At 65.4% G+C, this 16,841-nt stretch carries 15 protein-coding genes; 5 read left to right on the top strand and 10 right to left on the bottom strand.

Features of this window, described 5'->3' with window-relative positions:
- Positions 1-318 precede the first annotated feature (318 nt).
- Positions 319-3,072 (bottom strand): UvrD-helicase domain-containing protein, encoded by a 2,754-nt coding sequence (locus HMPREF3114_RS03230; protein WP_053497263.1) that lies wholly within the window; start codon positions 3,070-3,072, stop codon positions 319-321.
- Between the two features lie 151 nt (positions 3,073-3,223).
- Positions 3,224-4,213 carry an acrylyl-CoA reductase (NADPH) gene (locus tag HMPREF3114_RS03225; RefSeq protein ID WP_053497261.1) on the bottom strand — a complete coding sequence of 330 codons (990 nt, stop codon included), beginning with the start codon at positions 4,211-4,213 and terminating at the stop codon, positions 3,224-3,226.
- Between the two features lie 101 nt (positions 4,214-4,314).
- On the opposite strand from HMPREF3114_RS03225, the gene HMPREF3114_RS03220 reads away from it, so the two are divergent.
- The 4 genes from HMPREF3114_RS03220 (at position 4,315) to HMPREF3114_RS03205 (ending at position 7,843) form a co-directional block, all read left to right on the top strand.
- A complete protein-coding gene (locus tag HMPREF3114_RS03220; protein WP_053497260.1) occupies positions 4,315-4,662 on the top strand; it encodes a winged helix-turn-helix transcriptional regulator in 348 nt (115 codons plus the stop codon).
- A gap of 563 nt (positions 4,663-5,225) precedes the next feature.
- Positions 5,226-5,558, top strand: a complete 333-nt coding sequence (locus tag HMPREF3114_RS03215; protein ID WP_229765990.1) for a hypothetical protein — start codon at positions 5,226-5,228, stop codon at positions 5,556-5,558.
- Between the two features lie 76 nt (positions 5,559-5,634).
- Positions 5,635-6,501 (top strand): Smlt3025 familytype IV secretion system inhibitor, encoded by an 867-nt coding sequence (locus tag HMPREF3114_RS03210; protein ID WP_053497255.1) that lies wholly within the window; start codon positions 5,635-5,637, stop codon positions 6,499-6,501.
- A gap of 19 nt (positions 6,502-6,520) precedes the next feature.
- Positions 6,521-7,843 carry a Smlt3024 family type IV secretion system effector gene (locus tag HMPREF3114_RS03205; protein ID WP_053497253.1) on the top strand — a complete coding sequence of 441 codons (1,323 nt, stop codon included), beginning with the start codon at positions 6,521-6,523 and terminating at the stop codon, positions 7,841-7,843.
- A 49-nt stretch (positions 7,844-7,892) separates the two neighbouring features.
- On the opposite strand, the gene HMPREF3114_RS03200 is transcribed toward HMPREF3114_RS03205, so the two are convergent.
- Complete coding sequence (locus tag HMPREF3114_RS03200) at positions 7,893-10,034, bottom strand: TonB-dependent siderophore receptor (RefSeq protein ID WP_070489000.1); 2,142 nt, start codon at positions 10,032-10,034, stop codon at positions 7,893-7,895.
- A 72-nt stretch (positions 10,035-10,106) separates the two neighbouring features.
- Positions 10,107-10,751 (bottom strand): TetR/AcrR family transcriptional regulator, encoded by a 645-nt coding sequence (locus HMPREF3114_RS03195; RefSeq protein ID WP_070488998.1) that lies wholly within the window; start codon positions 10,749-10,751, stop codon positions 10,107-10,109.
- A gap of 81 nt (positions 10,752-10,832) precedes the next feature.
- Here HMPREF3114_RS03195 and HMPREF3114_RS03190 point away from each other — a divergent pair, with 81 nt between their 5' ends.
- Entirely contained in the window at positions 10,833-12,356 is a 1,524-nt protein-coding gene (locus HMPREF3114_RS03190) for an FAD-dependent monooxygenase (RefSeq protein ID WP_070488995.1), read from the top strand.
- Between the two features lie 8 nt (positions 12,357-12,364).
- Here HMPREF3114_RS03190 and HMPREF3114_RS03185 read toward each other — a convergent pair whose 3' ends face one another.
- From HMPREF3114_RS03185 to HMPREF3114_RS03170, 6 genes are all read right to left on the bottom strand, one after another.
- The gene (locus HMPREF3114_RS03185) at positions 12,365-14,068 is read right to left on the bottom strand and encodes a hybrid sensor histidine kinase/response regulator (RefSeq protein ID WP_053500198.1); all 1,704 of its coding nucleotides are present in this window, start codon (positions 14,066-14,068) and stop codon (positions 12,365-12,367) included.
- 185 nt (positions 14,069-14,253) lie between these two features.
- The gene (locus tag HMPREF3114_RS21160; RefSeq protein ID WP_176746368.1) at positions 14,254-14,430 is read right to left on the bottom strand and encodes a hypothetical protein; all 177 of its coding nucleotides are present in this window, start codon (positions 14,428-14,430) and stop codon (positions 14,254-14,256) included.
- 16 nt (positions 14,431-14,446) lie between these two features.
- The gene (locus HMPREF3114_RS20480) at positions 14,447-14,695 is read right to left on the bottom strand and encodes a hypothetical protein (protein WP_005417258.1); all 249 of its coding nucleotides are present in this window, start codon (positions 14,693-14,695) and stop codon (positions 14,447-14,449) included.
- A gap of 113 nt (positions 14,696-14,808) precedes the next feature.
- The gene (locus HMPREF3114_RS03180; protein ID WP_005417256.1) at positions 14,809-15,054 is read right to left on the bottom strand and encodes a hypothetical protein; all 246 of its coding nucleotides are present in this window, start codon (positions 15,052-15,054) and stop codon (positions 14,809-14,811) included.
- A gap of 124 nt (positions 15,055-15,178) precedes the next feature.
- Positions 15,179-15,448 (bottom strand): hypothetical protein, encoded by a 270-nt coding sequence (locus HMPREF3114_RS03175; protein WP_005417254.1) that lies wholly within the window; start codon positions 15,446-15,448, stop codon positions 15,179-15,181.
- A 150-nt stretch (positions 15,449-15,598) separates the two neighbouring features.
- On the bottom strand, positions 15,599-16,810 hold the full coding sequence (locus HMPREF3114_RS03170) for an MFS transporter (protein ID WP_070488993.1): 1,212 nt from the start codon (positions 16,808-16,810) through the stop codon (positions 15,599-15,601).
- Between the last annotated feature and the right edge of the window lie 31 nt (positions 16,811-16,841).

Genomic DNA, 16,841 nt, shown 5'->3' with positions numbered 1-16,841 from the left:
GCCAGTGACCTCCTGGACTCAAATGCCGAGAGACTTGGAGACACTGCCTACACCATATGCGATGCAGGGCTCGCTTGTGCGAGGTTGCTCGCATTCTGTGAGATTGGTTGGCATTTTAACTTTCCCGCGCTGATCGTAATCTTCGCTGGGTGGTGCCTATATTCTTGGGCCTGGTTTCATGGCGATACTGGGAGACAGCCGGCTGGGTGCGGTCACTCTCATCGCCATGCGCGAATGCCCAGGGAGAGGCATTTGTGTTTCTGACAGACTACGACCCCTGGATACTTGAACTGCTGGCTCGCTGGTGAGGTCACGTGTTCACCCACGACGCCCACCCTTTGGCTTGTTATGGCACAACGGGTAACTCGAGCACGACCGGAACGCCCCGTGCGGCCCATTGCGGTCCACGAACACGCCCACCTTGCACACCGGGCAGCGCTCTTCGTGGATGGCCGCGCCTGAAATCGCGGTCACTTCCACTGCCCCGTCCTCCACCAGCTCATCCAGGAACGGCGAGTGCCTGCCCTGCACGGTGAACATCGCAACCGATCGTCGCGCACGCGTCAGCGCGACATAGAACAGGCGTCGTTCTTCGCTCAGCGGATAGGTATCACCATCCGGCATCGCCAGCGAAAGCACCGGGTCATCGGCGCGCAGGCTCGGGAAGCTGCGGTTGATCATGCCCGGCAGGATCACGTAGTCCGCCTCGCGCCCCTTCGATCGATGTGCGGTCAGGAACTCGACGTCCATCGTGCTGCCAAAGGCCGTCTTCCAATCCGAAGGCACCGCGCCGCGGTCCGCGCGGTAGCGCCCCAGAACAAAGACCGTCACGCGCCCGTTGCGGCCCTGCGCCACCGCGCCTGACAATAGTTGCTGGTGCAGTTTCGACAGGTATTGGCGAACGCCATCCTGCACCTCCTCACGCCGGTTCATCTGGAACGCCTGCAGCACCGGGCCCATTGCCGGCGCAGCAGAGCGGACCTTCTTGGCGATCTGCGCGGGGTTGCGGCTGATGAAGCGGCTGGAAACATCACACAGTGCCTGCGGGCATCGGAATGTCTGCTCCAGTTTCAGCACCTGGCCATGCCCCATCCAATCACGGAATCCGGTCATCACCGAAACGTCGGCGCCAGCGAAGCGGTTGATCGACTGCCAGTCATCGCCCACCGCAAACAGATAGCGGCCCGGTTGGCTGACCAGCGCACGGCAGAGGCGCGCACGGGCGCGCGAGGCATCCTGGAATTCGTCGGCCATCACCAGATCGTAGGGTGATTCATAGTGGCCCTGTTCCAGCAGCCCGGCGGCCATGTTGAGCATGTCCTCGAAGTCGATGCTGCGCTCGTCAGCCAGCGCGTTGTCCCAGGCCTGGAAAACCGGCCCGGCGATCTCCAGGAAGCGCCGGTAGCGTTCCTTGAACTGATCCTCGGGCATCTGCCGCAGGCGCGCCGCCATGTCATCCAGCGTCAGGCAGTTGCTCTTGGCATGCGCAATGAAGGTGCGCATCAGGCCGATCAGGTCTGCATCCGGCATCGGCTTGGCGCCCGGGTCAGGCAGCTCGCGGTCCGGGTGCGGGTCGAGTTCGACACCAGACGCACCCAGCCGCTCGGCAAGATGCTGCAGGGCCTGTCCACTGCGCAGGCCGAACGACGTCGTTTCGACCAGGGCGGTGCCGCGTGCCGCATGCTGCTGCCGCTTCCAGTGCATCCCTTCGCTGTAGTTGGCAAAGTGCTTCGGCGGCTGGCCATCGGCATCCAGCGCAAAGTGCTCGTGATACAGCCGGGCGTCCGGATAGTAGAAGTCCGGACGATACTGGCGGTGGGTATCCGTCGCGGTATCGAACTCGTAGCGCCGCTCGTAGTCGTACGCCACGCCGTTGTAGAACAGCCAGTCGGCGATGACGCACTCTTCCAGGCTCTTCACCCGCTCACCCTGCAGGGTACGTATGTAGGGTGTGCCATCGCGGTCGTAACCATCGGCCATCATGTCGGCACCCAACGGCGGCAGATCGCGTCCGAACACCAGGCGGAACATGTCCCACTGGGTGCGGAAGTGGGTCGAACGGTCCTTCAGGTCGTCCACCAGTTCGGCCAGCTTGTTGAAGCCCAGCGTTGCGTCGACCGCCCATTCCGGGATATCGGGCTTGCGCCCTGTGGCCTTGGCGATGAGGGACAGGCCCAGGGCGTGGAAGGTCCGGGCTTCCACCACGGTGTCGCCCATGCCGAGCCGGCCGAAGCATCGCTGCGCGCGCTCTTCCAGCTCCTGAGCGGCGTCCTTGTTGAAGGCGAGCATCACAATCCGTTCGGGCTGGACAAAGCCGCGATCGATGGCATAAGCGGCCTTGGCAACCATCGTGGAGGTCTTGCCAGAGCCGGCCGCGGCCACGACCTGCACCCGGTTGTCGAAGCAGATGACCGCGCGGGCCTGCTCCTCGGTCAGCGGCCTGCTCTCGACCCGGTCCAGGAAGGGCTTGGCCAGACCCAGTTCACGGGTCGCCATTGCCTCATTGGCGTCCGCCCACATGGCGGGCCAATCCAGCTGCCAGTCGTGCAGTGCATCCAGTGCCATGCGGTGGCGGTCCGAGTGCAGGTCGTCATGCACCTCCTCGTCGAGGAACAGCTGCTCCAGCTCGGCTGACGGGAGGGGCAGGGACGGGCGCTCGGCCAGCAACGCCTGCTGCTGTTCGTACGTGATCCAGCGGCGGCCGGTGGTGCCTCGGTCGGTAAGCGCATCTGCCTCGGCCAGCCACGCCTGGATCTGCGCCAGAACGTGCTCAAACAGTGCCTTGCGCCCTCGTCTGGAGCGCGCGAAAAGCACGTGCTGAACGGCAGCGGCAAGCCGGGAGCCCTGGCTGTTCGGCAGCCCATCCACGGACAGTGCTTCGCCGCGCTCGGTCGTCAGTTCGACCCTGGACCAGAGCACGCCGCGAACGACCCGCACGCTGTGTTCGTTCGCTACATGCTGGCGATACTGCCCGCCGTCGATCAACAGTGCGACCTGTTCGCCATCCAGCCGCAACTGCCAGTCCGGCGAGCGGGTCACACGCTGGCCCCAGACCGAGGGGCGCCATTCCATAGACATCCAGATACTGCCTTGCGTACGTCACCGGGCGTAAAGCGCCCTTGCCGCCCCATGATAAGGCGGCTTGGCGTGGCACGCTGCGTTTTCCGGTCAGTCGCGCGCGTGAGCCAGCGATGGCATTGCACCCTCGCCAGCGCGACAGGCGTCAGGCGTTCACATCCACGACGATGCGGCCGCGCACCTTGCCGGGGATGATCTGCTCATAGACGTCCAGCACCTCGGCGAGGCCGATCTGCTGCACGGTGCTTTCCAGCTTTTGCGGGTCCAGGTCGGTCGCAAGCCGATCCCAGGCGCGCTGGCGAACCTCTTGTGGAGCATTCACCGAATCCACGCCGGCCAGGGTCACGTTGCGCAGAATGAAGGGCAATACCGAGCCGTGCAGAGCGTCGCTCTGCGCCAGGCCGCACGCGGCCACGGCACCGCGATACTTCGTCTCGGCGATGGCGTTGACCAGGGTAGGGCCGCCGGCCACATCCACCACACCGGCCCAGCGTTCGGCGCTCACGGGCCGGTTGCGCGGTTCCGAAAGCTGCGCGCGGTCGATGATTTCGCTCGCACCCAGGTTGTGCAGATACTCAGCATGCTCCGGGCGCCCGGTAGCGGCCACCACGCGGTAACCCAGCTTCGAGAGGATTGCCACCGCGATCGAGCCGACGCCACCGTTGGCGCCGGTGACCAGCACATCGCCCTGTGCAGGCGTCACCCCGGCATGTTCCAGGGCCAGCACGCACAGCATGGCGGTATAGCCTGCGGTACCGATTGCCATGGCGTCGCGGGTGCTCAGGTTGCCGGGAATCCGGTTGAGCCATTCGCCTCGCACCCGGGCGCGCTGGGCCAGGCCGCCGTGGTGGCCCATGCTCAGGTCCCAGCCATTGAGCACGACGCGGTCGCCTGGCTTGAAGTCGGTCCTGCTGGATTCCAGTACCACGCCTGCCAGATCGATGCCGGGAATGAGCGGGAATGTCCGGATGATCGGACTCTTGCCGGTGAGCGCAAGCGCATCCTTGTAGTTGAGCGTGGAGTACTCGACCTGCACCAGGACGTCGCCGTCCATCAGGTCGGCCTCGTCGAAATCGACCAGCTCGGTCGAGAGCTGGTTGTTCGTCTTGCGGGTCAGCAGTGCTTTGAACGTCATGGATGGCCTCACATTCATGGGATGGGGCCATGCTAGGCTCGCGCCTCTATCGCAACAAGAACGACGATTTTCCGTAGGTACTATGGTTTTCCGGAGTATGCATGCGTAGCAAACGGTGGGACGGCAAGAGCGGTTGCGCGGTGGAAGTCACGCTGTCGGTGATCGGCGGCGTGTGGAAGCCGATCATTCTTTTTCACCTGATGACCGGCAAGCGACGTTTCATGGAACTGACCCGGCGAGTGCCCAATGCCACCCAGGCCATGCTGACCAGCCAGTTGCGTGAACTGGAAGCCGATGGCGTGGTGATCCGCCACGTGTATCCGGAAGTGCCGCCGAAAGTGGAATACGAGCTGTCCGAGTTCGGCCGCACGCTGGTGCCGGTGCTGCTTGCCATGCGCGAGTGGGGTGAAACCTATCGTGGCTATCAGAGCACCCAAGGCGATAGCTGAAAGCTGAGCGGCGTTGCGCTTGCCGCATGTGGGTTTCGCGAATGCCTACAGCCATCGGCGGGTCTTTGGCACCGCGAGCGCGCATGTCGTATACGGCTGGCCAGGGCGTCCGGAAAGTACGCGTCGATGGTAGTCGCCTGCTGGCGAAGAACGCCAGTCAATGGACAACTCGACATCCACTGACGCAACCAACGTAGCGACGTGATCGATCAGGATTTCCCTGCTTTCCACCGCCGGTTCAGGGCGGTAACCATGGCCGCGCCAGGGCATTCGCCGTGGCCGGGATTGGCGTCCCGAACGTACATGATGCGCGGCGTCACGGTTGCAGCCAGAGTTGCCACCGTGACAATGCATCGCCTGCCAGTTCATGGCGGACGGTGCGTGGGGATCTCTCGATCCGCCGGCTTCTTGCATCATGTATCCGGCACGCCAACCCGCACCGTCCGCCACCTTGCATCTGCAGGTGGCCACATCGTGAGGTTGCCGTCATGCCCGAACGTCTTCCCGATCATCCCCGCCTGCATGCGCTGCTGGGAGCCGCTGTACTTGATCTTCCCGCTGCCTTGGCCGATACGCTGGAGAACGCGCTCCGCGAATCCTCCGATCTCGTCACGCCATCGGCATTCTTTGCACACCTGAAAGGCTACGGCAGGAACCTGCGCGCCGATGGCGAGGTCTGGAGTGAAATGCGCCTGAGCCCCGGCCGCGCCTTCGACATGGCCCTGGCGACCCGCAGCGCGTCGGGCATCACGGCGTTGACCGCGGTGCTGCACGCCGCGCATGTGGCACGGGAGAGCGACGATCCCGCCTGCTATCCGTCCGCGGCGCTGGTCGAGGGCCTGTTCAACGCCTGCCAGGTGCTGTCACTGCAGGTGGAGCGCTGCCTGGTTCCATGAAGGGCTGCGATGCGGTTCCTGTTCCGTTGACGCCCGGTTCCTTATAGTGGCGCTGGAACCCTGCAATGGAATGCCCATGCACGTGATGTCCCCCGGCCGTTGCCTGACGCTTGCACTTTCCGTCGCGGTGAGTGCCGGCGCGTGTGCGCGGCCGCCGTCCACCGAACACGAAAGGAATCCCGCCATGTCCGGCGCAACGCAGACCGGCCGCACGATCAACGGTCACACCTATACCGATGCCCCCGTGGACGTGAAGCTAGGGCCGAACACCTTCCGCATCCCGGCCAACTACCTGGACAGCCAGATCGCACCGTGGCCCGGCGAGGGCGTGACGCTGGTCATCGAATGGCCGGACATGACACCGACGGCGCCGGGTGCCCGGGCGAGTCCGCGTACGAATGATTTCCGGAAGGAAATTGCTGTGGCGATCGACTACATCGATCGTGCGCCAATCGAGACATCATTGGAGCGATTGTCCTCCAACCAGGCATCCACCGAGGAAGGATCGGTGGAGCGAGGGGATCCTCGGGATCGGCTCGATCTGCGTATTGCGCGGCCCGCCGTCATGGGACTGACGCCTTACGCCATCGATGAAACGAGGATGGGGATTTTCTCGAAGGAATACGAGGCACGCTATGGAAAACCGCCCACGCGTAATCCTGCCTATGAAGATGATTGGTACATCGCGCGCGCTCCAAACGGCAGTCTGACCACATTCATCAAATGCGAAAGCACGGCGTTTCGGGGGGATGGCGTTCGCCTGCAGGGCGATCAGGTCATCAGTGAGCAAGGGCAAGCCGCTGCGGGGTGCTTCCACTATTTCTCGGATGTGGAGAACAAGCTCTCCATCTCGCTGAACTACAAGCGGGCCTTCCTGGCGGACTGGAAGCGGATGGAAGATGCGGTGCGGGATATTCTCGCGCGCTCCCGAGTCCGGAAGTGAGTGCATTCAGGAGCAGGCGATGGGCGGATTGACGCAAGAAAATCTCAAGATTCTGGCCAGCTATGCCAAGGCTGGAAACCGCGAGTTGTACTGGAACTATCTGTCGCAGCTGCCAGATGCGGATGGCTATGGCACGCTTGCGCTGGGCGTCGTTCGCAACGACAGCTTGCCAGGCCGCGTTGCGAACAGCTACGCACAGGAATATGCCCGGAATCAGGAAGGCAAGGGCTCCGGCTTTCCCGACGCGCAGCTGAGCGAGCGCCAATGGGAGATGTTTGGGCAGACGCTTCTGCGCCAGGACCTGGAGCGACGCCTGTTCTGGATGGAGCAGGGGCGTCCCGAATTTGCACTGAATCTTCCCGGCAAGGATGTAATGCTGGCTCACGACCGCGCATTTGAACGGCATGAACTCGATCCCAACTGCTGGACGCCGCGCGTGTTGCTGCAGGCGGCTGAGCAGAAGAGCGGCCCCGAGAAGCTGGAACAGATCTGGACCAACATGCTCAACAACGACTATGCCGGAGGCCCGCGCGTAGGCAACACCAGCGTCGATGCCATCAGCCAGATGGGATGGGCGAAGGGCGGGCAGTACCTGACCCGGTTGAGCGTGCTGGAAGCCACCCAGGCACTGGAAGGGCGCTCAGCAGTCGATCCGAACGTCATCGGTGGCAACAGCTACTACGCGATGTACTTCGAAGCGGACAGGAAATGGGCCAGTGTCAGCGCGGGTGGTGGCCACATGTCGATGCGTGAGATCACCGATCCGGCCCGCATCGCCGAGCTCAACGACGCGCGCGAGGTTCGTCTGGAGCGCCAGGAAAAACGCACCCAGTTCCACCCGGACGACCCGTACCGGACCATCACCCGCAGCCCGCTGACCGCAGCCGTGGACGACGTGCCGGATTTCTCGCAGGCACCGACCCGCCTGGCCGACATTGGTCCGGGCCACCGCGACTACGCACTGATGCAACAGGTGCGCGAAGGCGTGGCCGCGATCGACGCCCGCGCCGGGCGTACCCACGACGAGAACAGCGAGCGCCTTGTGGCGAGCGTGATGGCATTGGCCCGTCGCAACCAGCTTGAACGGGCCGACCATGTGCTGCTGAGCGCGCAGACCGCCGAGCATCCGGTCAGCCGCAACGTGTTCGTGGTGCAGGGCGAGATGAGCGATCCCGCGCATCTGCGAGCGGTCATGCCTACGGACACGGCAGTGCAGACGCCGGTCGAACACTCGCTGCGGCAGATCGAGGCCGCCAGCCTGGAACGACAGCAGGCGGCCATGCAGCGCCAGCAGGACAACGACGTCCACGCGCGTGACAACCCTGCGATGCGGATGGGCTGAGGTCACGTAGCAGAGCCGAGCGGGCGCCCGGCTCTGCTGGAAGGCCTTCTCAGAAGCTGTAAGCCGCCTGCACATACACCCGCCGCGGCTCGCCCGGGAAATGCCCGTTGCGCTCGATGAAGCCGCTGGCCGCGTACACCTTGTCGAACAGGTTCTTGACGTTGGCCTGGAACTGCCACTGCTTCCACGTGGTCTTCCAGCTCATGTCGAATACCGTGTATGCCTTGACCGCCTGCCCATCCAGGCTGACACGCTCGCCCACATGGTCGGCGCCGAAGCCGATGGCCGAGTTGATCGACGGCAGGTCGTAGCGCGTCCACACGCCGAGCTTGTTGCGTGGCGCATTGGCGAAGCGGTCGCCGGAGGCATTGGTGATGCCGTTCGGTCCGGCATCCTTCACCCGTGCATCGTTGTAGGCGTAGGTCAGGTTCACCACCCAGCGCTCGGTCACGTCGGCCAGCAGGTCCAGTTCCATGCCCGTGCTGCGTACCAGGCCCAGTGCAGCGAGTTGGTTTACCCCGCCGATCACCTCGCCGGTGGCCTGCACGATGTTGCTGCGGTCGATGCGGTAGGCCGCCATGTTCACGGTCACACGGTCGGCCAGCAGGGATTTCAGGCCGATTTCCCATTGCCTGCTGCGCTCAGCGTCGAAGGGCCCACCGGCCGCCGGATTCTGGTTGGCGGCACTCTGCGGCACGAAGCCACTGGTGACGTTGGCGTACAGGTTCACGCCGTCCCGGGCGGCAAAGGTGCTGCCCAGACGCCAGCTGAGCGCATTGCCATCCACGCTGCTGCCACCCATGCGGTCCTGATCCTTGAAGCCATCCCAGCGCAGTCCGGCCAGCACATGCCAGCGCGTGCCCAGTGCCAGCTCATCCTGCAGATAGCCGCCGTAGCGCTTGCTGCGGGTGGCGGTGCTGCGCCAGGGTAGTGCGGCCAGGTTGTAGTCGTGCCAGGTGCTCGCGCCATAGACCGGGTTGAACAGGTCGATGCCGCGCACAGGGCCAGCGCCGCGTGCCAGGTCGGCACTGTTGGCGGTCTGCGCGGTGAAGTCGGCGTCGAGCTGATACACGTCGGCACCGAACAGCACCTTGTGTTCGATACGGCCGGTGTTGATCCGCCAGACGGCATTGCTGCTGGCGGTGAAGGCCTCGTTGTCGCGGATCTGGTTGCGCAGCTGGCGCGTCATCCACTCGGCCACGCCGTCGCGATCACGATCAATCAGCCCCATCGGCTCGTGGTACATCTGGTGCTCGTTGTTGCTGAACCAGCGCGCGGCAATGTCCACGTCCAGGTTGTCGCGCGGTGCGAAACGATACTGCGCCAGGGCGACCTTGGCGCGCATGTCGAGGAAGTCACTGGCCTCGTTGTGGTTCCATCGCCGGTCGGTCAGGAAGCTGCCGGCATCGTTCACCGGCACGCCGCGCAGGCGGTTGCCGCCCAGGTTCTGGGTGATGTCGGTGAACTGCAGCACCAGTTCGCCGGTCTGGCCGACATCGAAGGCCAGCGAGGCATCGCCGATCACGCTTTCGCTGTCGGCATTCCAGCGCACGCCCTGCTCGCTGTCGGCATACAGGCCGGCGCGATAGCGAATGCTGCCGCTGGCATTCAAGGGGCCGGTGCCTTCGATCGATCCAGCGCGGAAGTCCCTGTCGCCTGCCTGCAGCTCGATGCGGCGTTCGGCGCGCGCCTTGGGCTTGCGCGTCACATAGTTGATGACACCGCCCGCATCACCACCGCCGTACAGCGCACCGGCCGGACCTTTCAGCACTTCCACGCGTTCGATATTGAACAGTTGCGGCACCGAGAAGCCTGCATAGGGATCACCGCGAAGGCCGTCGTAGAGCACGTTCTCCTGGCGGAACCCGCGCAGGGTGACGCCGGCATAGCTGAAGAAGCTGATGCCGCTGATGCTGCGGTACAGATCGGTGACCTGGCGCGCCGCCTGGTCGTCGATCAGATCGCGCGGCACGACCTGGATCGACTGCGGTACCAGTTCCAGCGGGGTATCGGTGCGGGTGCCGACGGCCGCATCGTTGGTGCGATACAGGGTCTGCGCGCGGCCGCGGACTTCCACTTTGTCCAGGTCCTTCGGGGTGTCAGCGGAGGCCTCGGAAGCCAGTGCAGGTGTAGCCAGGGAAAGGGGCAGCGCCAGGCAGAGGGCGTGCTTGAGCGGGGTTGGAAAGGGCATGAGGGACGAGGCTGGGCTGCAAATGAGAAAGATTAGCATTTGCAGTGCTTCGGGACCTATCCCCCGGATGCACTATGGACGCGGGCCCGGGCCGGTATACGGGGTGCCGGCCAGGGCCACCAGCACGCCGGTCCCGCCGCGCACGATCAGCTGCAGCATCGCCTGGCGCGGATCCTCACCCTCCTGCTGGCTGGCCAGGCCTCCCTGATAGGCCGCCACCATCGACGCCAGCAGCATCGCCGCACCCAGGCGTGCCTCGGCATCATCCGCTGGCCGCCCGACCGCGCTTGCCATCAACAGCGTGAGGTCGTCGGCCAGCAGTGCCTGCAGCCGTCGCGCGTGCGCCACCAGCACCGGACTGTCGGCCACGGTGGCCCAGAAGGCCGCTGCACCGGAGTTGATCCGCAACAGGGGATGGCCGCTGTCGAGCAGCTCCCTCACCAGCGACTGGAAAGCGGCCAGCGGCGTCATGCCGCGGCGCGCCGCCATGCCCTCGCGCAGCAACGCCCGCGCCTCCTCGTCGCGGTCGAATACCAGGTCCTCCTTGCTGGCGAAATAGTTGAAGACCGTCTTGCGCGAGACTCCGGCGGCCTCGGCGATCTCGGACATCGACACCGCCTCGAAGCCACGCCGGATGATCAGCGCGGTGGCGACATCGGAAATTGCCTGTCGGGTCTGTGCCTTGCGTTGCTCGCGACGGCCTTGGGGCGGGGTCATGGCGGTTGGCTTGTGTAAACGTACACCGAGTGTAACATTGTGCGCACCAGAGCGCCGGGCCGGCGCAGGCCGGGGAACCTGATGCTGCACGACGTTGTCATTGCCGGGGCCGGCCCGGTCGGCTTGTTCCTGTCCTGCGAGCTGGCCCAGGCCGGCTGTTCGGTCCTGCTGCTGGAGCAGGCTGAGTCGCCCGATTCAGCCCTGAAGCGCCTGCCCTTTGGCCTGCGCGGCTTGAACGCGCCCACGTTGGAAGCGCTGGATCGGCGCGGCCTGCTGGACGCGGTCGCAGCCCGCCAGGTGCTGAAGCCGGACAAGGGCGCACCGCCGCCCGGCACCGCCCATTGGCTGGCACAACCGCGGCCGCTGGGAGGCCACTTCGCCGGCATTCCGTTCGCGCTGGATGACGTGGACAGCGGGCGCTGGCGTGATCGCCTGCCGACCCCGGTACCCACCCAGATGGCGGTGGAGCTGCAGTCGCTGGAGACGGTGCTGGCCGAGCGCGCAGTGTCGCTGGGTGTGCAGATCGAGCGTGGCTGTTCGGTGCAGGCAGTGCAGGCACACGACGCACAGATGCAGGTGCAGACCGGTCGCGGGCTGATGCGGGGCCGATGGCTGGTCGGTTGCGATGGCGCCCGCAGCACGGTACGCAAGCACTCCGGCTTCGAGTTCGCAGGGACGGCGCCCGAGTTCACCGGGTACACGCTGCAGGTTGAACTGGCCGATCCGTCGGTGCTCACCCCGGGGCGTCAGTTCACCGAATACGGCATGTGCAATTTCAACCCGCCGGGCGTGCTGGCGCTGGCCGATTTCGACGGTGGCGCAGGCCACCGCGGGCCACTGGACCTGCACGCCGCCCAGGCGTTGCTGCGGCGGGTGTCCGGGCGCCAGGCAACGATCACCGCGTTGCATCTGGCCACCACATGGACCGATGCCGCGCGCCAGGCCACGGCCTATCGCAGCGGCCGCGTGCTGTTGGCTGGTGATGCGGCGCACATGCATTCGCCGCTGGGAGGCCAGGGCCTGAATCTCGGCATCGGCGATGCGATGAACCTGGGGTGGAAGCTGGCCGCCGTGGCGCGAGGCGACGCCGCCGAGACGCTGCTGGACAGCTATCAGGCTGAGCGCCATCCGATCGGCGCGCGGGTACTCGACTGGTCGCGTGCGCAGGTGGCGCTGATGCGACCAGGCCCAGGGCAGCGCGCGCTGGCGGCGGTCTTCGCCGACCTGGCCGCGACCCGCGACGGCGCCACCTATCTCGCTGAGCGTTTGTGGGGCGTGGCACAACCACCGGTGTTCAACGGCGAGCATCCGTGGGTTGGCCAAAGCGTGCCTGACGTCCAGCTGGCCAATGGCGATCGCATGGGGGAGCTGCTGCGCGCAGGGAAGGGCGTGCTGCTGGGGCTCGATACCGGCGTTTCACTCGGCCCGATCTTTGCGCGCTGGCAACGCTCGGTTCCCTGCGTGATATCCACGGCGCGCGATGCGATGGGACTGGGTGCGTTGCTGGTCCGCCCTGACGGTATTGCGGCCTGGGCCTGCGATGCTGGCGGCGACACGTCGGGGCTGGCGTCTTCGCTGGAACGCTGGTTCGGTTTGCCGTGGTGAACGGCGCGCTAGGGGGATGCCACCATGGCTTGGGCGCGGTGCCCGGTCTCGGTCATCACCGAGGCCAGCTGCTTCAATGAGTACGGCTTGCGCAGCAGGGTGAAGCCATGGCCAGGATCCCGCGCCAGCAATTCGCTGTAGCCGCTGGTGAGGATCACCGGAAGCTCCGGGAAGCGGGCGCGGATGGCACGGGCCAGATCCAGGCCGTTCATGCCCGGCATCACGACGTCGCTGAACACCACATGGAAGCGCGCGGCATCCCGTTCCAGCTCGGCCAGGGCCTCGTCCGCATTGCGTGCAAGGACCACGCTGTAGTCGAGTTCGCGCAGGGCGCCCACCGCAAATTCGGCCACGTCGACGTTGTCTTCCACCACCAGCACGCAGACGCCATGACCATGCTGCAGCCCCGATTGCGCCGCCGGCCGTTCCGCCGTTTCTCCTGCCTGCGCCAGTGGCAGATACAGCGTAAAGCGGGTACCGGCGCCGGCCTGGCTCTGCACGTCCACCTCGCCTTCTGACTGCTTGACGAAGCCGAATACCTGGCTGAGACCGAGCCCGGTCCCAGCGCCCACGCTCTTGGTGGTGAAGAAGGGCTCGAAAATGCGGTCAACCACCGCAGGGTCGATGCCCGCTCCGGTGTCGGTCACACTGATCGCGGCAAAGTCGCCCTTCATCGGCGCGGCGAAGCGCACCGAAGGCACGGCGGTTACCCGTTCCACTTCGATGGTCACCCGGCCGTGTCCCTCGATCGCGTCGCGGGCATTGACCGCGATGTTGATCAATGCAGTGTCCAGCTGGGTCCGGTCCAGCAGTACCGGCATCGGTGTATCGGGCAATGTCAACGACACCTGGATGCGCGCGCCAAGTACCGTGGTGATGATATCCGAGAGCGCGTTCACGCTTTCGCAGAGGTCGAAGACCTCCGGCGACAGGCTCTGGCGACGCGAGAATGCAAGCAGTTGCGCGGTCAGCTTGGTGGCGCGGTCCGACGCTGTTGCAATGGCCTGGATGTAGCGGCGCCGGGTGTCGTCTGCCGGCCACGTGTGCAGGAGCATGTCTACCGAACCGGTGATGACCTGCAGCAGGTTGTTGAAGTCGTGGGCCACCCCGCCGGTGAGCTGGCCGATCGCCTCCAGCTTCTGCGACTGGCGCAGCTGCTCGCGGGCGCGCACCAGTTCCAGATGGGCCTCCCGCGCCTGCTCGGTGATCGCCGCGACCTGGCGGCTGTGCAGGTCGCGCTCGATCACCCGTTCGGTCTGTTCGCTGACCACGCACAGGATGCCGGCCACACTGCCGCAGCCGACGCGCAGCGGCGAATAGGAGAACGTCCAGAATGTTTCACGCAGCGTGCCGTCGCGATCCATCATCAGTGGGAGGTTCTTGAAACTGCGGCTGGTGCCGGCGAAGGCATCGTTGACGGCCTGCACCACGTTCGGCCATACGTCCGCCCAGACATCCTCCAGGCGATTGCCCATCGCGCCGTGCAGTTTTTCCCCCAGCATGGGCAGGTACGCATCATTGAAGAAGAACGCCTTGTCTTCCTTGCCCCAGGCAAGCCACAGGGGTTCTGGCGAATCCAGGATCATCGCCAGCAACGTGCGAAGTTCGGCGGGTGCGCTTGCGGCAGTGGCCGAGCGGGCCCAGTCACTGTCCTGCAGCAGTCGGTAAGCGAGCTGATCAGGTGCAGAGACTGGCAGGGGAAAAGGATGCATGGCCGCCATTGGCGCAGGAAGGTGGCGCAGCATAGCCGAGCGCATGTCATGACGCTCTGCACACCGCCGACATAAAAGGCCTCGCCACTTCGCCATCGACGTGGCAGGGATGCACCCTTTGTTCCGCAGGTTGCCGCTATCGCGGCGCAGCGCGAAGGGAGGCGAAGCTGGCCTGAGCGGCGGGTCTAGCCCTCATGACCTGCCTGCGCGGTGAGCGCATCCCGGCCAGCCTCGGTGAGATCGATATCCCCGTCCTCTGTCTGTACCGCCCATCCGGCGGTCACCGCCCACGTTGCGGCATCACCGCGCACCGGTTCTGCAGCGGCGATGGCCTGGAGTATTTTCCGCTGTTCCACAGTCATTACCACGTCGCGGTCCTCAGATACCCAGCAACGACGCCGGTTGCCAGTCCGACAGCCGGGCATGGCTGACCGGTTGATGGCAGCCGCACCCGTCGCAGCGGAACAATGCTCCACCTGGCAAGTGCACCAGATTGTCCTCACTGGCCGAACTGGTCGATGTGCAATGCCGGCAGGTGACCGTGAGCGCGGTGATGCGCTGCACGCCCCCTGACAGATCGAACACGGCCTCGAACGCGCGAATGACAGGGTGGGCAGTGTCCGGCATCTGAATCTCGACAGGGTGGGGAGACCTCATCGTCGCGCGCCGGTTGTGATGGGCCAGTCAGCCAGGTGCATGGACATGATCAAGACAGCCGCGGCAACCGGCAGCGCTCCATTTCAGAGATCCTTTTTCTTTCCGCTCAGGTCCAGCGGCTTGTCACTGCCGCCTCGCTCGCTCGACCACACTTCCACACCCTTGTTGCAACGGCTCTCGCGGGCAGCGACCTCGCGTGGCAGATCCTTCAGATGGGGTGACTCCTGGCAGGTCGGATGCATGGCGCTGTCGTCGTAGGTGGCGCAGGCGCTGAGCGACGCCAGAGCGATGGCAGTGAGGGTGGCGCGGAATGAAGGCTGCAGGTTCATGGGGTGGCCTCGGGTAATGCCAGGATGGCCATGGAATTCAAATCCGTGACGCCGGGCATGCACAATCGGACCCATTGCACTTGTTATTCTGTAACAAATGCGCGATAGTCCGGCCCCTGCTGGGTCAGGCGATGCAGATCATCAGCACCATGCACAGCGCCACCATCAGCACGAACACACGACGGCTCAGCGCCAGGCAGGCCAGATAGGCTGCGAGCGCCCAGGCAGCCAGCAGTGCGCAGGCCACCACCCACAGCCCGATCCCCATCATCGAATCGGCTGCCAACGCGGACAAGGCGATGGCCTTGGACAACGCCACCCCCAGCACGCTGCCCAGCATGCCGGCCTGCAAGGCGATGGCATCGTGGCGGGCAGGGGCGCGAGGGTGGTGCATTGCGGGTCCGGTGCAGGCCGAGAAAACGGCGTCGGCTGCACTGTGCCCAAATGCACATCCACGAAATGTGTTCATCGCGCGTCAGGAGCGCGACGAAGCCGGCTCAGTCGAACGGTTGACCTGTGGATGCGGTGGTTGGACGCCCGTTCTTCAGTGGGTGACGGCGACGGGCGGGTTGCGCTTCTTGTCCAGCATCACCGCCACGCACCACAGCAGCAGGCCGCCGATCGCGGTGGCTGCGCCGACATAGCCGGTACTGGCCGGGCTGAAGCCGGCGCTGATCGCCATGCCGCCCAGCCACGGGCCGAGTGCGTTGGCGGTATTGAAGGCGGCGTGATTGGAGGCCGCCGCCAGCGTCTGCGCTTCGCCGGCCACGTCCATCAGGCGCGTCTGCAGCACCGCCGCCAGCGCACCCATGGTGCCGACCGTGATGATCATCGGGCCGATGGTCCACACCGACTGTGCGGCCAGCGGATACAGCAGCAGCATCACGATCGACCACAGCAGCACCACGGCGGCGGCCTTGAAATGGAACTTGTCCACCAGCCAGCCACCGGCGATGTTGCCGATGATCGCGCCGATGCCGAACACGCCTACTGCCAGCGGCATCCACGATTCGGCCACGCCGGTGACCTGCACGAGGGTGGGTGCGAGGTAGGTGAACACGCAGAACATGCCGGCGAAGCCGACCGCACCGATCGCCAGCGCCAGCCAGACCTGGGAGGTGTTGAAGGCGCGCAGTTCACGCATCGGCGAGGTACGCACTTCGTCCGGGTCCGGCAGCAGGAAGCGCGCGATCATCGCCACCGTGGCAATGGCCAGCACGCTGACCAGGGCGAAGGCGGTGCGCCAGCTCAGCTGCTGGCCCAGCCAGGTGGTCAACGGGTTGCCGACCAGGATCGCGATCGACAGGCCCAGCAGCACCCGCGACATCGCCTGGCCGCGCTGGCCGGCAGGACTGATCGCAGCGGCCACCAGCATCGCCACGCCGAAGTAGGCGCCATGCGGCAGGCCGGCGACGAAGCGTGCCACCAGCATCGTGCCGTAATTCGGTGCCAGCGCGCTGGCCAGGTTGCCGATCGCGTAGAAGCCCATCAGCGCCAACAGCAGCTTGCGGCGCGGGAAGCTGGCACCCACGAAGGCGAGGATCGGGGCACCGACCACCACGCCGATGGCGTAGGCGCTGATCAGGTGCCCGACCTGGGTTTCGGAAATCGACAGGCCGCGGCTGATCTCCAGCATCAGCCCCATGCTGGCGAATTCGCTGGTGCCGATGGCAAATCCACCCAGCGACAGGGCGAGGATGATCAGGGTGCGCTGGCGGGGCGTCAGCCGCGCAGCCAGGGAAGAGTTGGGGCTCATGCGGGGGCGCGATGGGGCGGGGGAGCCGTCC

Source organism: Stenotrophomonas sp. HMSC10F07, from assembly GCF_001807895.1.
Classification (GTDB): Bacteria; Pseudomonadota; Gammaproteobacteria; order Xanthomonadales; family Xanthomonadaceae; genus Stenotrophomonas; species Stenotrophomonas sepilia.
This window is presented reverse-complemented; position numbering and strand designations above follow the sequence as displayed.

Excerpts from the sequence above, each read along its gene's own strand:
- HMPREF3114_RS03200 (WP_070489000.1), bottom strand. The coding sequence starts at position 10,034 with ATGCCCTTTCCAACCCCGCTCAAGCACGCCCTCTGCCTGGCGCTGCCC.
- HMPREF3114_RS03230 (WP_053497263.1), bottom strand. The coding sequence starts at position 3,072 with ATGGAATGGCGCCCCTCGGTCTGGGGCCAGCGTGTGACCCGCTCGCCG.
- HMPREF3114_RS21160 (WP_176746368.1), bottom strand. The coding sequence starts at position 14,430 with ATGACTGTGGAACAGCGGAAAATACTCCAGGCCATCGCCGCTGCAGAA.
- HMPREF3114_RS03225 (WP_053497261.1), bottom strand. The coding sequence starts at position 4,213 with ATGACGTTCAAAGCACTGCTGACCCGCAAGACGAACAACCAGCTCTCG.
- HMPREF3114_RS03195 (WP_070488998.1), bottom strand. The coding sequence starts at position 10,751 with ATGACCCCGCCCCAAGGCCGTCGCGAGCAACGCAAGGCACAGACCCGA.
- HMPREF3114_RS03190 (WP_070488995.1), top strand. The coding sequence starts at position 10,833 with ATGCTGCACGACGTTGTCATTGCCGGGGCCGGCCCGGTCGGCTTGTTC.
- HMPREF3114_RS03185 (WP_053500198.1), bottom strand. The coding sequence starts at position 14,068 with ATGCATCCTTTTCCCCTGCCAGTCTCTGCACCTGATCAGCTCGCTTAC.
- HMPREF3114_RS20480 (WP_005417258.1), bottom strand. The coding sequence starts at position 14,695 with ATGCCGGACACTGCCCACCCTGTCATTCGCGCGTTCGAGGCCGTGTTC.
- HMPREF3114_RS03210 (WP_053497255.1), top strand. The coding sequence starts at position 5,635 with ATGCACGTGATGTCCCCCGGCCGTTGCCTGACGCTTGCACTTTCCGTC.
- HMPREF3114_RS03175 (WP_005417254.1), bottom strand. The coding sequence starts at position 15,448 with ATGCACCACCCTCGCGCCCCTGCCCGCCACGATGCCATCGCCTTGCAG.
- HMPREF3114_RS03205 (WP_053497253.1), top strand. The coding sequence starts at position 6,521 with ATGGGCGGATTGACGCAAGAAAATCTCAAGATTCTGGCCAGCTATGCC.
- HMPREF3114_RS03220 (WP_053497260.1), top strand. The coding sequence starts at position 4,315 with ATGCGTAGCAAACGGTGGGACGGCAAGAGCGGTTGCGCGGTGGAAGTC.
- HMPREF3114_RS03170 (WP_070488993.1), bottom strand. The coding sequence starts at position 16,810 with ATGAGCCCCAACTCTTCCCTGGCTGCGCGGCTGACGCCCCGCCAGCGC.
- HMPREF3114_RS03180 (WP_005417256.1), bottom strand. The coding sequence starts at position 15,054 with ATGAACCTGCAGCCTTCATTCCGCGCCACCCTCACTGCCATCGCTCTG.